Source organism: Zobellella endophytica, assembly GCF_003012775.1.
In the GTDB taxonomy this organism is placed as follows: domain Bacteria; phylum Pseudomonadota; class Gammaproteobacteria; order Enterobacterales; family Aeromonadaceae; genus Oceanimonas; species Oceanimonas endophytica.
The window spans coordinates 49,968-65,287 of the sequence record NZ_PXYG01000012.1 but is presented as its reverse complement, the minus strand read 5'-3'; the positions used below and the strand labels follow the sequence as shown (position 1 = coordinate 65,287).

General features: G+C 61.9%; 14 protein-coding genes. 11 read left to right on the top strand and 3 right to left on the bottom strand.

The window, feature by feature from the left end:
* The first annotated feature begins 49 nt into the window (after nucleotides 1-49).
* From mnmE to C7H85_RS18590, 6 genes are all read left to right on the top strand, one after another.
* Nucleotides 50-1,411 (top strand): tRNA uridine-5-carboxymethylaminomethyl(34) synthesis GTPase MnmE, encoded by a 1,362-nt coding sequence (gene mnmE / locus C7H85_RS18615; RefSeq protein ID WP_106731213.1) that lies wholly within the window; start codon nucleotides 50-52, stop codon nucleotides 1,409-1,411.
* Between the two features lie 38 nt (nucleotides 1,412-1,449).
* Complete coding sequence (locus C7H85_RS18610; protein ID WP_106731212.1) at nucleotides 1,450-3,771, top strand: TOTE conflict system archaeo-eukaryotic primase domain-containing protein; 2,322 nt, start codon at nucleotides 1,450-1,452, stop codon at nucleotides 3,769-3,771.
* Nucleotides 3,772-3,910: 139 nt separating this feature from the next.
* Nucleotides 3,911-4,177 carry a helix-turn-helix domain-containing protein gene (locus C7H85_RS18605; protein WP_106731211.1) on the top strand — a complete coding sequence of 89 codons (267 nt, stop codon included), beginning with the start codon at nucleotides 3,911-3,913 and terminating at the stop codon, nucleotides 4,175-4,177.
* The gene (locus C7H85_RS18600; protein ID WP_106731210.1) at nucleotides 4,177-5,496 is read left to right on the top strand and encodes a type II toxin-antitoxin system HipA family toxin; all 1,320 of its coding nucleotides are present in this window, start codon (nucleotides 4,177-4,179) and stop codon (nucleotides 5,494-5,496) included. The genes C7H85_RS18605 and C7H85_RS18600 overlap by 1 nt, the downstream gene beginning before the upstream one ends.
* 349 nt (nucleotides 5,497-5,845) lie before the next feature.
* Nucleotides 5,846-6,373, top strand: coding sequence for a helix-turn-helix domain-containing protein (locus tag C7H85_RS18595; protein WP_106731209.1), 528 nt, complete (start codon nucleotides 5,846-5,848; stop codon nucleotides 6,371-6,373).
* Nucleotides 6,370-7,614: a type II toxin-antitoxin system HipA family toxin gene (locus C7H85_RS18590; RefSeq protein WP_106731208.1), complete on the top strand. Its 1,245-nt coding sequence runs from the start codon at nucleotides 6,370-6,372 to the stop codon at nucleotides 7,612-7,614. The genes C7H85_RS18595 and C7H85_RS18590 overlap by 4 nt, the downstream gene beginning before the upstream one ends.
* A gap of 341 nt (nucleotides 7,615-7,955) precedes the next feature.
* Here the strand turns inward: C7H85_RS18590 and C7H85_RS18585 are convergent, their stop codons facing one another.
* A complete protein-coding gene (locus tag C7H85_RS18585; RefSeq protein WP_425445084.1) occupies nucleotides 7,956-8,888 on the bottom strand; it encodes a LysR substrate-binding domain-containing protein in 933 nt (310 codons plus the stop codon).
* A 64-nt stretch (nucleotides 8,889-8,952) separates the two neighbouring features.
* On the opposite strand from C7H85_RS18585, the gene C7H85_RS18580 reads away from it, so the two are divergent.
* Both C7H85_RS18580 and C7H85_RS18575 read left to right on the top strand, forming a co-directional pair.
* A complete protein-coding gene (locus tag C7H85_RS18580) occupies nucleotides 8,953-9,582 on the top strand; it encodes a LysE family transporter (RefSeq protein WP_106731206.1) in 630 nt (209 codons plus the stop codon).
* A 191-nt stretch (nucleotides 9,583-9,773) separates the two neighbouring features.
* Nucleotides 9,774-10,715, top strand: a complete 942-nt coding sequence (locus C7H85_RS18575) for a cache domain-containing protein (protein WP_106731205.1) — start codon at nucleotides 9,774-9,776, stop codon at nucleotides 10,713-10,715.
* Nucleotides 10,716-10,926: 211 nt separating this feature from the next.
* Here C7H85_RS18575 and C7H85_RS18570 read toward each other — a convergent pair whose 3' ends face one another.
* On the bottom strand, nucleotides 10,927-11,874 hold the full coding sequence (locus C7H85_RS18570) for a DMT family transporter (RefSeq protein ID WP_106731204.1): 948 nt from the start codon (nucleotides 11,872-11,874) through the stop codon (nucleotides 10,927-10,929).
* A gap of 138 nt (nucleotides 11,875-12,012) precedes the next feature.
* Between C7H85_RS18570 and C7H85_RS19930 the strand changes: the two genes are divergently transcribed.
* The 3 genes from C7H85_RS19930 (at nucleotide 12,013) to C7H85_RS18555 (ending at nucleotide 14,147) form a co-directional block, all read left to right on the top strand.
* Nucleotides 12,013-13,272, top strand: coding sequence for an Lrp/AsnC ligand binding domain-containing protein (locus tag C7H85_RS19930; protein WP_106731203.1), 1,260 nt, complete (start codon nucleotides 12,013-12,015; stop codon nucleotides 13,270-13,272).
* 151 nt (nucleotides 13,273-13,423) lie between these two features.
* The gene (locus C7H85_RS18560; RefSeq protein ID WP_106731202.1) at nucleotides 13,424-13,690 is read left to right on the top strand and encodes an RNA recognition motif domain-containing protein; all 267 of its coding nucleotides are present in this window, start codon (nucleotides 13,424-13,426) and stop codon (nucleotides 13,688-13,690) included.
* Nucleotides 13,680-14,147 (top strand): YehS family protein, encoded by a 468-nt coding sequence (locus C7H85_RS18555; RefSeq protein ID WP_106731201.1) that lies wholly within the window; start codon nucleotides 13,680-13,682, stop codon nucleotides 14,145-14,147. The genes C7H85_RS18560 and C7H85_RS18555 overlap by 11 nt, the downstream gene beginning before the upstream one ends.
* Nucleotides 14,148-14,213: 66 nt before the next feature.
* On the opposite strand, the gene C7H85_RS18550 is transcribed toward C7H85_RS18555, so the two are convergent.
* A complete protein-coding gene (locus C7H85_RS18550) occupies nucleotides 14,214-15,260 on the bottom strand; it encodes an alkene reductase (protein WP_106731200.1) in 1,047 nt (348 codons plus the stop codon).
* Between the last annotated feature and the right edge of the window lie 60 nt (nucleotides 15,261-15,320).

The window sequence follows — 15,320 nt, the reverse complement described above, 5'->3', positions numbered from 1 at the left end:
GGTAGGGCCCAATTTATCGGGCCAGTCGCCGGTTGTTGTGGAGTGAACCATGTCTAACGAAACCATCGTCGCCCAGGCCACCGCCCCCGGACGCGGCGGCGTAGGAATCATCCGGGTTTCCGGCCCCCGGGCCGAGGCCGTGGCCCAGGCCGTGCTCGGCAAGGTGCCCAGGGTGCGCCATGCCGACTACCTGCCGTTCCAGGACGAGCAGGGCCAAGTGCTGGACCAGGGCATCGCCCTGCTGTTCAAGGGCCCCCACAGCTTCACCGGCGAAGACGTGCTCGAGCTGCAGGGCCACGGCGGCCCCGTGGTGCTGGACATGCTGGTGCGCCGCATCCTGGCCCTGCCCGGCCTGCGCCCGGCCCGGGCCGGCGAGTTCAGCGAACGCGCCTTCCTCAACGACAAGCTGGACCTGGCCCAGGCCGAGGCCATCGCCGATCTGATCGAAGCCTCCAGCGAGCAGGCCGCCCGCTCGGCGCTGCAGTCGCTGCAGGGCGAGTTCTCCGCCCATATCCACGGCCTGGTGGACGCGCTCATCAACCTGCGCATCTACGTGGAGGCGGCCATCGACTTTCCCGACGAGGAGGTGGACTTTCTCTCCGACGGCAAGATCGCCGGCGAGCTGTACGGCATCATGGACCGGCTGGCCGAGGTGCAGCGCCAGGCCCGCCAGGGCGCCATCATGCGCGAAGGCATGAAGGTGGTGATCGCCGGCCGGCCCAACGCCGGCAAGTCCAGCCTGCTCAACGCCCTGGCCGGCAAGGAGTCGGCCATCGTCACCGACATCGCCGGCACCACCCGCGACGTGCTGCGGGAATACATCCATATCGACGGCATGCCGCTGCACGTCATCGACACCGCCGGCCTGCGCGAGGCCACCGACGCGGTGGAGCGCATCGGCATCGAGCGGGCCTGGAGCGAAATCGAGCAGGCCGACCGCATCCTGTTCATGGTGGACGGCACCACCACCAGCGCCCTGCACCCGCGCGAGATCTGGCCCGACTTCGTCGACCGCCTGCCCGCCCATATCGGGTTGACGGTGGTGCGCAACAAGGCGGATCTGAGCGGCGAACCCCTGGCTATCGTGAGCGACGGCGAACACCCGGTCTACCCCATTTCCGCCAAGACCGGCCTCGGCATCGACGCCCTCAAGGAGCACCTCAAGGCCTGTATGGGCTACCAGAGCGGCACCGAAGGCGGCTTCAGCGCCCGCCGCCGCCATCTGGACGCCCTGCACCACGCCGATCAGCACCTGATCATGGCCAAGGAGCAACTCGAGGTGTACATGGCCGGCGAACTGGTGGCGGAAGAACTGCGCCTGGCCCAGGAGCAGCTCGGCCAGATCACCGGCGCATTCAGCTCCGACGACCTGCTAGGGCGGATTTTCTCGAGCTTTTGTATCGGGAAGTGAGATAGTCGCTCTGAAGTTTGGAGGAGATAGATATATCCATGGCCGACGAACTCAGCGCGATTGATACCCGACTGGCAGAACTGGAGCGTGAAAAAGCAGCCCTGCTTGCCCGCAGACAGGAGTTGCTGCAGGCCACGCCTGTTGCCGCACAGCTGACACCTCAGCAAAAGGTTGAGCTGTTTCAGGGGTTGTTTCGCGGACGCGCCGATGTGCATGCCATTCGCTGGGAGAAAGCCGATGGCCGCACCGGTTATGCCGTGGCCTGCAGCAACGAGTGGGTTCAGGGTATCTGCCAGAAGCCGAGGATCAAGTGCAGCGACTGCCCTCACCGCCAGTTCACTCCGCTGGACGGAAAAGTTCTTTTCGCCCATCTGTCGGGAAAGTTGGTCGCCGGCCTCTATCCTCTGCAACCGGACCATCACTGCCACCTGCTGGCCATGGATTTTGACAAGGCGGACTGGCAAGCGGATGTTAAGGCCCTGGCCCAGGTCTGTCGCCGGGAGAACCTCCCTTATGCACTGGAGATATCCCGCTCCGGGGCCGGAGCCCATTTGTGGATATTTTTCTCGGCGCCGGTGCCGGCCTGGTCGGCCAGGGCTCTGGGCTTCAGGCTGCTCGACAAGGCCATGGAACTACACCCCGGTTTATCCTTCGACTCCTACGATCGCCTGTTTCCCAATCAGGACATGATGCCTCAGGGTGGCTTTGGCAACCTGATCGCCCTGCCCCTGCAATACGAAGCCCGCTCCAGAGGCTGCAGCCTATTCGTGAATGACGAGCTGATACCTCATGAAGACCAGTGGGCATTTCTGCACGAGTTAAAGCGGCTCAGCCCCACCCAACTGCAAGACTGGGTGGGTGAGCCGCCCGCCCCGGCCTCTATCGACGATGACACGGCACCCTGGGAGCAAGGCCTGCATACGGAATCCGGGCCGGTGCCCGACTGCCCCGAGCGCGTCACCCTCACCCTGGCCAACCATGTTTATATCAAGCTGGCCGACATTCCCGCGCCGCTGGCGGCACGCATCAAACGACTGGCGAGCTTTGCCAACCCGGTGTTCTTCAAAACCCAGGCGTTGCGCTTTTCCACCCATGGCATTCCCCGCTACATTTCCTGCTCCCGTATCGAGCAGGGCTACCTGTCAGTGCCCCGGGGCTGCCTGGACGAGGTGCTTGAGCTGTTGCGCGAACAGAGCATTCAGGTGGACATGGAAGACCAACGGGTAGCGGGCACTTCATTAACGGGGCTTACACTGCGGATTCAGCTCCGGAACAACCAGCAAGCCGCCGTCGATGCCCTCACTCAACACGACACCGGCATACTGCATGCGCCCACGGCCTTTGGCAAAACGATCACCGCCATTGGCGTGATTGCCAGCCGCAAGGTCAACACCCTGATCCTGACCCACAGCCGGCAACTGCTGGATCAATGGAAAGAACGGCTGGAAAGCTTTCTTGAAGGGGCCGCCATCGGCGTGTTTGGCGGCGGCAAGAAAAAGGCCACTGGCCAGGTTGATGTCGCCACCTATCAGAGCCTGATCGACCGAAAAGACAATACAATTGCCGGCTTCGTCCGCGAATATGGCCAGATCATTATCGACGAGTGTCATCATATCTCGGCACCCCGCTACGAATTACTGCTCAATGAAATCAGCGCACGATATCTGCTTGGTCTGACGGCCACCCCACATCGCCAGGACGGACACCAGAAAATCATGCTGATGACCGCCGGTCCGGTGCGTTACCGCGCTCAATCCGATCACCAGTCAGGCTTTGACCAGCGCGTGATCGTGCGAAAGCGACAGGAGGCACCGCCTGCAGCACTCAGCCAACCCGGGGATCGCCCCCATATCGCCACTGTGTACCGCTGGCTGGCCGAGAGCCCGGCACGAAATGAGGAAATCATCCGGGATGTAACAGCGAGCGTCAAACAGGGTGGAAACTGCCTGCTGCTGACCGAACGCCGGGAGCATGCCGAAACGCTGGCCGGCATGCTGTCCGATGCGGCCCTCAGCGCAGTGGTGCTCAGGGGTGGCATGGGCGTAAAGGAGCGCAGAAAAGTGGAGGCCATGCTGCCCGATGCTGAGGTGGTGGTGGCCACGGGCAAGTACATTGGCGAGGGGTTTGATCTGCCCCGGCTGGATACGCTGTTTCTGGCTCTGCCCATCGCCTGGAAAGGCACCCTGGCACAATATGCAGGGCGGCTTCACCGCGAGGCCCGTGGCAAGCAGGAGGTCACCGTCTACGACTATGTCGACACCGGCCTGCCCATGTTGCTCAGAATGTTCCACAAGCGGGAGAAAGGCTACTCGACCATGGGCTACCGGTTTGTCTCGCCGGAACAGATGGCCCTGATCTAGCTCATCCGCTAGAACAGATACTGGAGGTATTAACGGCTTTAGCGTGTAAGGACAATTTTACCCGCTACAAGGTGTAAATTTTGATATACCTGCCATAGCGTGTAATGTAGAAGTATCAATTCTGTCAGGTAGCCCAGCCATGAAAATCACTAGTGCCCATCAGCTCAGCGCTTACATCAAAGATGTCAGACTCACCCAGAAACTTTCCCAGGGTAAGGTGGCTGGCAAGGTGGGGATCCGCCAGGACACGGTTTCCAACTTTGAACTGCACCCGGACACCACCAAATTGGAGACCTTCTTCAAGATCCTGTCGGCATTGGAGCTGGAATTGACGGTTCAGCCACGAAATACCTCTGGCACAGACCCAGATAGTGATGCATCAGCAGGCTGGAAGGAGGAGTGGTAATGGCGGAGCTTGATGTCTACATGAACGGTTACCGGGTGGGCGTTTTCACCCGAACCGGCTCAGGAGCCCATCATTTCAAATACGACGAGGCCTGGTTACGCTTGCCAGGAAGCCGTCCGATATCACTGTCCATGCCACTGCGCCATCAGACGTATCAAGGGAGTGAAGCATACAACTTCTTTGACAACCTGTTACCTGATACGCCTGACGTCAGGAACCGGATCCTTGCCAGATACCACGCAAACTCGACTCAGCCTTTCGATTTGCTGTCCAAGGTTGGGGCCGACACTGTGGGTGCGCTGCAACTGTTGCCACAGGACATTCCCCCCGGCGATATTCGAAAAATGGAATACAAGGTGTTGTCTGACGGGGAGCTGGAAAAGGTGCTAACCGGCTATCAGGCAGGTGCTCCTCTGGGGATGATCGAGGAAGCAGAAGACTTTCGGATTTCCATCGCCGGCGCCCAGGAGAAAACGGCACTGCTGCTCCTGGGGGATAAATGGTGCCAGCCCCGTAATGCCACACCAACAACCCATATCATCAAGTTGCCCATCGGCAGAATAGAAAGCCACTCATATGCCATTGACCTGTCCGACAGTGTCGAAAACGAGTATCTCTGTACCTTGCTGGCACGAGAGTTTGGCTTGCCGGTGCCCGACTGCTTCATGATGCAGGTGGGCAGCATCAAGGCTCTGGCTGTTGAGCGTTTTGACCGTAAATATGCATCGGATGGCAGCTGGCTTATGCGCTTGCCGCAGGAGGACTTTTGTCAGGTTCTGAACGTCCCATCGGCACAGAAGTACGAGAATCACGGTGGACCGGGAATTGCTGAGATCATGTCCTACCTGCTGGGCTCAGCCAATGCCGAGCAAGACCGCTATCGGTTCATGAAAGCACAGGTATTGTTTTGGCTGCTGGCCGCAACAGATGGCCATGCCAAAAACTTTTCCGTGTTCATTGAGCCCGATGGCCGCTTTCGCCTGACCCCTTTCTACGACATTCTTTCCATGTACCCGGTGTTTGGTGGCAGAGGTCTTCATCCACGTGATGCCAAACTGGCCATGGGTCTCAAAGGTACGAAAGGCAGGAAGTACGGCATTGAGCAAATCTTTCCAAGGCACTTCTTCCAGACAGCCAAAGCAGTAGGCTTTTCTCAGGAGGCGATGGCGACCATTCTGGCGGAAGTAGCAGGCTCGGTTGATACTGCCATCGACAAGGTCAGAAAGCAGTTGCCAAACGATTTCCCCGGTCACATCCGTGACTCAATACTGGGAGGAGTAAAGGCCAGGTCCTCCCGGCTAACGACCGGCAGAGATTGAACAACCGAACATATCGGCGGGAAACGATTGCAGACTGGGCCGGCATCACACCATGGGCATCTGTGATCAGTTTTTCAAATCGCTGACTTAAATCACTTTCCCCCAAAGGGACCCCGAAAAGTCAGCATCTATATGATATTAAAGAAAACTTCACTTTCTGCATCGGGAAGTGAAGAGCATGCCGGGAAGGTGGCACGGCATTCCCGGGCTGGCCGAGTCGCACGCCGGACACACTGGCCGCGACCCGTCAACGAAGCGGTGTGCCGAACTCGTCTTCCCGGCGGCCTTGTTCATCTTTTTTTGTGAAACTATAATTTCATAAAATCCTGTTTTATGAATGTGTAGTGTCATGCAGACCAAACAAAAACGCCAGGCCGTCGTCTTCCCCAAAGAGCAGAAGATCCTGCAACAGCTCGGGGAGAATATCCGTCTGGCGATGAAACGCCGCAAGATCACCCAGACGATGATTGCAGAGCGCACAGGCTTGTCCAAGCCAACGTTGCGCAACATCGAGCGTGGCGAGTCCACCGTGTCGATCGGGCACTACCTGCGCGTGCTGGCGGTCCTGGGACTGGCCGAGGATCTGGCCAAGGTGGCGCTGGATGATGCCATGGGGCGCAAACTGCAGGACATTGCACTGCTGAAAACCACTCAGCCGGGAACCAGGCCCGCATCGGACCGGCCCTCTTCCACCTCGGGTGGTATGCCACACCGTCCCACGCCAAAAGCATCGGCACCGGTATCGAAACCAGCCAGCTCTCAGCATATACAATCGCTGCTGGAGTTGGCCAGGTCACGGGCAAACCAGGATGACAGGCAAGGGCAGAATCCGCACGACGGTCAGCCTGATACATCCTCAAGCGGAGAGGACGCATGAACCGTGATATCCATGTCTTTGCCGACTGGATCGAAGACGAACCCGTCCTGATCGGCACCCTGACGGCGGACCAGGTACGCGGCAAAGAGCACTTCAGCTTCGCCTATGCGCTCGACTGGCTTCGACGGGGCGATGCTCCCTATTTGAAGATCGATCCTGATCTTCACCTGTTTGAAGGCAATCAGCACAAGGGGGATGATCGCAACTTCAGGACCTTTCTGGACTCCTGTCCTGATCGTTGGGGCCGTTTGCTGATGCAGCGACGCGAAGCGGCAATGGCCCGCCGGGAGGGCCGGCGAGTGAACCCCCTGCAAGAGAGCGATTACCTTCTGGGTGTGTATGATGAATACCGTATGGGCGCCCTGCGCTTCAAGACAGATCTGAAGGGCCCTTTTCTCGACGATGACAAGCGCCTCTCGGCGCCCCCGATGACATCGCTGCGAGAACTCGAACATGCCGCCCGACAGGTCGAGCAGAACCTGGACCATGATGATCCCGACTACATGAAGTGGCTGTCCATGCTGATCTCGCCAGGCTCATCCCTGGGCGGCGCCCGCCCGAAAGCCTCGGTAGCGGATGAACAGGGCCATCTCTGGATCGCCAAGTTTCCCAGCCAGCATGACGACCATGATATCGGCGCCTGGGAATACCTGACTTACCTCCTGGCACAGGGCGCCGGCATTGAGATGGCCGAATGCCGCATCGCGCGCAACAACTCGGCTCATCACACCTTTCTGACCAAACGCTTTGATCGCGATGGAGACCAACGCCTTCATTTTTCGTCGGCCATGACGCAGCTCGAATACTATGACGGCGAGGACGGCGCCAGCTATCTGGAGCTCGCCGAATTCCTGACCAACCGCGGCAGCCACACCCGGGACGACCTGGCCCAACTGTGGCGTCGTATCGTCTTTAACATTGCGCTATCCAACGTCGATGACCACCTGCGCAACCATGGCTTTCTGTTTGACGGTGAAGGCTGGCGCCTGTCCCCCGCGTACGACATCAACCCGACGGCGATGGCCAATGGCCTGCACCTCAACATCGATGAAAAGGACAACAGTTTGAGCTATGAGCTGGCCTTCGAGGTCATCGAGTTCTTCCAGCTCACCCAAAAGAAGGCCGAGGATATCTTCGTTAACGTCCTGGCATCGGTAGACCAATGGCGCGAACTTGCCAACCGGATCGGCATTTCGCGCGCCGAGCAAGAAGCCATGAAGTCTGCGTTCAATATCGATTAACAGTGAAGCTACAGCTTTATTTATTGTACTTTAGGGAAGTTATAGTTTCACTTAAATTACCTACTCATGGCTTACCCACCATTATGGAGCGTCCTGCCATAACGGACAGTCCAACAACCGATATGTAGTATGTTCTTTCAGAGCAACATCTTACTCAGTGCACCCCGCGTACTGAGGCCAAATCAGGGTTCTTGCCCAGGCAAAGGGTGGATAAACCGGACACCCACGCCCTCTACATACAATCAACACTCCTATGGAGCGGACTGCTCTTGCCACTGGCTGGCCTGTTCTGGTGGAACAAACTGCCAGCAGCTCCGGCGGGGTTCTCCCCCCGTTTCTGTTTACGCCTGCGGCGACAGGGCGTGCAGCCACCGCTGAAAACACCCCTGGGGGCTGTTCTGCTCGAACGCGCCGGGCGCCAGCAGATAATAACCGCTGCCGTCGGCGCGAAATCCGAATGGGGCGGCCAGGATGCCGCTGTCGATGTCGTCGCACACCAGCGGCCAGGGCCCGATGGCGACGCCAATTCCCGCTATCGCCGCCTGCAGGCTGAAATAGAAATGCTCGAATACCTGCCCGGGGGCCTCGTCGCTATCTTCGCCCATCCCCCGCCACCAGCTCGCCCAGGCATCCAGACGGGTACGGGAATGGAGGCGGGTAGCGTCCAGACGGAGATGCGCCACGCCATTGTCGTCCTGCCGGATGAAATCCGCTATCCGATCGGCACGGCACACGGGGCCGGTGCGCTCGTCAAACAGCCGCACCGCATGGTAGTGGGCCGGCCAGTCGAAATCGTTGCGTCTTATGGCCAGGTCGATGCCCCCCGCGAACCCGACGGGGCCGCCACCGGCCACCAGCTGGATCGATACCTCGGGATGCAACGCCTGGAATTGCGGCAGGCGCGGGATAAGCCAGCGCATCAGCAAGGTGGGTTCGCAGGAGATGGTCAACGGCCTGCTCTGCCCCGACTCGCGCAGTTCCCGGGCGGTCGCGGCAATCACGCCGAATCCTTGCCGTACCGCCTCGGCCAGCTTGCGGCCGGCGTCGGTCAAGAACACCCGCCGCCCCCTCCGCTCGAACAGGGCCACGCCTAATTCATCCTCCAGCAGCCGCACGGCCCGGCTGATGGCACCATGGGTCAGGTTCAACCGCTCGGCGGCGCGGCTGAAGCTCTCGGTACCGGCTGCCGCCTCGAAACAGCGCAACGCGGCCAAAGAGGGCAGCCTGGCACCCTTGTTATGTGAATTGTGCTCACAATACATGTCAGCATTCATCGTTTTTATTATCCCATTCCATCAAATATATTCTGGATGATAGTTGAGCCCATCGAGGATAAACATGACCGAAATGATAGCTGTGATCACAATAACCATGCTGGCGGTGATAAGTCCGGGGCCGGACTTCGCCCTGGTATCGCGCAACAGCCTGCTGCTTTCGCGCCGGGCCGGCGTGCTGACCGCCGTCGGCATCGGCGCGGGCGTGCTGGTACACCTGACCTACACCCTGCTCGGCGTGGGCCTGTTGATGACCCAGTCGATCTGGCTGTTCAACCTGCTGAAGCTGGCCGGTGCCGCCTACCTAATCTGGCTGGGCATCAGGATGCTGAAAAGCACACCGCTGGACGATGGCAAGAACGACGGGAACGGCGGCGCGGCAGCGGCGCTGTCGGATCTGGGCGCGTTCAGGGCGGGATTCCTGACCAATGCGCTCAACCCCAAGACCACCGTCTTCATCGTCAGCCTGTTCATGCAGGTGGTACAGCCGGGCACCCCGCTGGCCGTCCAGCTCGGCTACGGCGCTTTTATTTCGCTGGCTCACCTGCTCTGGTTTTCCCTGGTGGCCCTGCTCTTCTCGGCCGGCCCGGTGCGTTCCCGCATGATGGCGCTGCGCCACTGGGTCGATCGGGTGTTCGGCGTGCTACTGACCGGCTTCGGCGCCTTGCTGGCCTCCGCCAGTCTGTCGCGCTAACCCCATCATTATCGGCCCGTGCCGGCCGCACGGGCATATTGTTCCCCATGGCAACCCGCCACTGCACCCTCACCCTTGGCGAGATCACAACTTTCGGCAGTTTTTTGTTCAGTGCTCGAATAATGTCATGCTGCTGCGTTACAGTCGTGCTCCCAGCCACCCCATTTCAAACCCCAGAGAATTTCTCCGCCGTGAGCACACACAACCATTTCCGCCTGCTGGCGCAGTACCAGCAATACGAGTCCGTTATTCACAGCCTGATGGAGTCGATCATGACCAGCCTGAACGGGCTGGAGTTGCTGCAGAGCGAACAGGCCCAGCAGCAGACCATCAACTACCTCAGCCGGGCCTATCCCTTCGTGGAGCTGCTCTACGGCCTGGACAACGATGGCATCCAACTGACGGACTCCGCCTACAGCCCCACCATGAGCGAACGCAAGCGCCGCTCGCTGGGCAAGGGCAGCGACCGCAGCCAGCGCCCCTATGTCCTGGCCGCCAGAAAGAGCAGCAACGCCGTGGTGGTCACCAGCCCCTACCTGTCCAACGCCACCCACCAGCTGGCGATTTCGGTGGTGCAACACCTGGTGGATGAACAGGGCCGGGATCGCGGCTACCTGGTGATCAACTTCAACCTGCGCCGGCTGATCTCCTACCTCAACGGCGACGAGATGCGCTTTCGCTGCCACCACTACTTCCAGTGGATCTACGGCCTTATCGGCGGCCTGCTGATCGTGGTGGCGGCCCTGCTGCTCTATTCGGCGCTGGAATCCCTGTTCTCGCTGTTCGACGAAAACAACCATGTGGCCACCGGGGCCTTCGGCATCGTCATCCTGATCACCCTGGGCATGTCGATCTTCGATCTGGGCAAGACCATCCTCGAGGAAGAGGTGCTGGTGAACAAGGACATCCACCATCACGACTCGACCCGGCGCACCATCTCCCGCTTTATGGCGGCCATCATCATCGCGGTATCCATCGAAGCCTTGCTGCTGATGTTCAAGTCGCTACTCGACGGCGGCGACGTCGGCAACCAGCTGATCAACGCGGTCTGGATGCTGATGGCGGCGGTGGCCATGCTGGCCGGCCTGGGGGTCTACCTCAAGCTGAGCCGGGATAGCCAGACCGCGGACTAGAACACCGCCTGGCTTAATACTGAGGCAGCGACGGTTCTTGGGGCGCGGGTGGCCGCCCGCATGAGGGTGACACCGAGTTCGGTGAAGGCACAACCCAACCCGCGCTGCCTGTTCTGCCTTGACCTCTTTAAACCTGTGGTGTGCTATGCCAATCCGAGGGGTCGCGCTACGCGCGAAGGCAGGCGGGCCGCCTGCGCCCCAAGACGGCGGGCTAGCCGTTCTCCTGCCGCGCCCGTCCCTCCCGGCTCACCAGGCCGCTGGCGCCGATCACCCCCAGGGTCACCAACCCCAGGCCCAGGCCGGTGAGGGGCGTGATTTGCTCGCCCAGCCAGCACCAGGCCAGCAGGGTGGCGCACACCGGGGTCAGGGAACCGATGGCGGCGCTGATCTCGGCGCCCAGCCGGCCGATGGCATAGCCGAACAGAAAACCCGCGCCCAGGCCCACCACCAGCCCCTGCACCAGCAGTTGGGCCAGCCATTCCTGCATCGGCACCTGGCCCAGGGTGAGCGGGGTCTGGCCGAACAGCAGCCAAGCCACCACCAGGGCGCCGTTGGGCACCGTCACCACCGCCGCCACCTCCAGCGGCCGGAGCCCGCTCTGGCGCACGCAGATGGTGAACAGGGCCCACAACAGGCTGCACAGCAAAAACAGCAGTTGACCCAGGCCCAGCTCACCGCTTTCGTTCATGCCCTGCCACAGCAGGCAGAGCACCCCCGCCAGCACCGTGGCCAGGCCGAGCCGGCGCCAGGCCGGCACCCGCTGGCCGAACACCCAGGCCGCCAGCAGGGACACGAACAGGGGCGCGGTACCGGGGATCAGGGTGCTGCCCTGCACCACCGGCGCCAGCCCCATGCCGAGCACGCTGAGCAGGAAAAACGGCAGGCCGGCGCCCAGCACCATGCCCAGCAGCCACAGCGGGTTCACCGCCCGGATCCGCGCCCGCCGGGCCAGCAGCAGCGGCAGCAGCACCAGGCCGGGCACGGCGTAACGGAACAGGGTGATGTCCAGCGGCCCCAGGGACGACAGGGCCCCCAGCCGCAACGACAGAAAGTAGACCGACCAGATCAGCACGGTGCCGGCGGCGGCCAGGTAACCGAGCCCGCGCTGGGCGGCGTTGGCGTTGAGGGGGACCACTTGGGTCAGGGTGGCGTGGGACATGGCACAGACTCCGCGGAATAAGAGCCTAGATTGTGCGCCTGTCGGCCTGGCTGATGTTGGCAAAATGAAGCACAATAACCACCACTATTGGCTTGTTGAGCCAATAAAACCCATGTAAACGGTAACAAGAGCCAAGCCATGACCGCCGCCAAACTGGATCGTATCGATCGCCAGCTGCTGGACGCCCTGCAACAGGACGCCCGCCTCACCACCGCCGAGCTGTCGGAGCGGGTCAGCCTGTCACCCTCCCCCTGCGCCCGGCGGGTGCGCCGCTTCGAGCAGGAAGGGCTGATCGAAGGCTACCGGGCCTGCCTGAACAAGGACAAACTGGGCTTAGGAGTAACCATCTTCGTGCAGGTCAGGCTCAGCCAGCACCGGGATGCGCTGGTGGATCAGTTCGAGCAGGCGGTGCGGGACATGCCCGAGGTGATCAACTGCCACACCGTGTCCGGTGCCTTCGACTACCTGCTGCAGGTGGTCACCGCCGATCTCAAGGGGTTCGAGCAATGGGTGCGCCGGCTGCAGAAACTGCCGATGATCCAAACCGTGGACAGCAGCTTCGCCATCCGCACCGTCAAGGAGAACTGTCCCCCTGCCGCTGTAGCGGCCCCTTGTACTACCCTGAATCAGGCTGCCGCGGCAGTTTTTCCCCTGAACGGGCACAAGGACAACAAGATGAACAAACAGAAGAACAAGGAAGAGCTCAAGCCCCTGCAGAAGCAGCTGGCGCTGATCCACCAGGCCATGGGCCGCCAGGGGCAGAGCGCGGTGATCGTGCTGGAAGGAGCCGACGCCGCCGGCAAGGGCGGCATCATCCGCCGGCTGGCCTGGTGCCTGGATCCGCGCTGGCTCAGCGTCTGGCCCATCGCCGCCCCCGACGCCCGGGAGCGGGAGCAGCACTGGCTGCAGCGGTTCTGGCAGCGGTTGCCGTCCCAGGGCCGCTGGGCGGTGTTCGATCGCTCTTGGTACGGCCGGGTGCTGGTGGAGCGGGTGGAAGGTTTCGCCGACGATGCCGCCTGGCGGCGGGCCTACCGGGAGATCAACGAGTTCGAGCGCACCATCACCGCCGAGCATATGCGGCTGGTGAAGATCTGGCTGGACGTCAGCGCCGACACCCAGCTCGGCCGCTTCGAGGCCCGCTATCGGGATCCGGCCAAGCAGTGGAAGCTCACCCCCGAAGACCTGCGCAATCGCACCAAATGGCAGGACTACCAGCAGGCCCGGGACGAGATGCTGGAACGAACCCACAGCGACATGGCGCCCTGGCACCGTATCGACGCCAACAGCAAGCACCGGGCGCGGATGAGCTGTTTCCGGCTGCTGATCGAGGAGCTGGGCAGGGATCTGGATCTGTCCATCCCCGCTCCCGCCGAGGAGATCAAGGCGTTCTTCGAATAACCGCAGCCCCGGCTGGTGATTTTTACACCAGCCGGGGCTGACGCTGCCGGCGGGACCTGTTACTCTCGCCGCCCTTTTGCGTCCGGCCCGCCCCGCTTGCCCGCCGCCAACCCAGCACCTGCTGCCGGCTCAAGGCAGTACTGGAGAAACAATGAAAATCATGATCCGGGGCCTGTCCCGCCTCACCACAGAGCAGAAAGTGCTGTCCCTGTTAGCCCCCTACGGCCTGGTGCATTATTTCCATCTGGTGATGGACCCCAATACCAAAAATTCCAAAGGTTTCGGCTTCGCCTTTATGCCCAACCCCTCCCAGGCCAAGGCCGCCATCAAGAGCCTGAACGGTGCCGAAGTGGACGGCCAGAAAATCCGGGTGAAGAAAGCCGACACCAAGGCGGGGGAAAACGGCCATGACCAATAACGATATCCTGCGCCGCCTTCGCTATGCCCTGAACCTGCCCGATGCCGGGGCCATCGCCCTGTTCCGGCTGGCGAATACCGACGTCACCGAGCCACAGCTGCTGGCCTGGCTGGCCAAGGAAGACGAGGCCCATTACCAGAGCTGCGGTGACCAACAGCTGCTGGCCTTTCTCGACGGCCTGATCCTGCAACGCCGTGGCCCGAGGGAAGGCGGCCCCGTTACCCGGCCCGCCGTCGCCGAGCCTGTCAACAACCTGGTCTTCAAGAAGCTGCGGGTGGCGCTGGAACTGAAGGAAGAGGACATCCTCGCCATGCTGGCCCAGGCCGGTTTCAATGTCGGCAAGTCGGAACTGACTTCCCTGTTCCGCAACCCCGGCCACAAGCACTACCAGCAATGCGGCGATCAGTTCTTGCGCAATTTCCTGCAGGGTCTGGCACTGCGGCTGCGGCACGAGTGAGGCTCCGCGCCGCCCCGCTGAGTCGCAGCGGGATGCAAGGCCGGTGAGCCGGCCCTCGGCTTTTTCCTACACCAGTTCGGCCAGCATATCCTGGTGGTATTCCACCAGGGGTTCGGCCTGCTGCACCCGGCGCACGTAATCCGGGTTGGCGATAAAGGGCCGGCCGATGGCCGCCAGCTCGAAGCGGCCCTGGGCCAGGCTCTCGCTCGCGCTTTGCGGGGTCAGGCCGCCCACGCCGATCAGGGTGCCGCCGTAGTGGCGGCGCAGGTACTCGCTGGCACGGCCGCCGAGGAAGTCGAATCTCAGGCTGTCGTCGAAGATGCCCAGGTGCAGGTAGGCCAGCTCCCGCCGCTCCAGCTCGCCCAGCAGGTGGTCGAACACCGCCCGGTCCCGGGCATCCGCCTGCATATGGACATAGGCCCCCGGGGTCAGGCGGATGGCGGTGCGGTCCGCACCCACCCGGGCCGCCACCGCGTCCACCACCTCGAGGGCGAAGCGGCTCATGTTTTCCGGGGTCCGGCCGTAGTCGTCGGTCCTGTGGTTGGTGTCATGGTGCAGGAACTGATCGATCAGGTAGCCGTTGGCGCCGTGGATCTCCACCCCGTCGAAGCCGGCGGCGATGGCGTTTTCCGCCGCCCGGGCGTAGTCGGCCACCAGTTGCGCTATCTCCTCCCGGCTCAGCTCCCGGGGCAGCTCGTAGCTCAGCTCCCGCATCCGCGGCAGGGTGCCTTCGAAGGCGACGGCGCTGGGCGCCACCGGCTGCTCGCCGGTGAAATGGGAGTGCGCCAGCCGGCCCACGTGCCACAGCTGCAGGAAGATCTTGCCGCCATTGCGGTGCACCGCCGCGGTCACCTGCTTCCAGCCGTCGATCTGCGCCTGGCTGTAGATGCCGGGGGTGTCCGGGTAGCCCTGGCCGTCGGGACGGATGATGGTGGCCTCGCTGACGATCAGGCCCGCGTCGGCCCGGCGGCCGTAGTAATCGGCCATGGCCCGGGTGGGCACCAGGCCGGGACCGGCCATGCTGCGGGTGAGCGGCGCCATCACGATGCGGTTGGCCAGGGTCAGGCGGTCGTTCAGGCGATAGGGTTCGAACAGGGATGGATAGGCGGTCACGGGGGCGTCCTCTTATTTGAATGTACATTCAAGATAGGGACGTCCCTCGCCGTTTTCAAG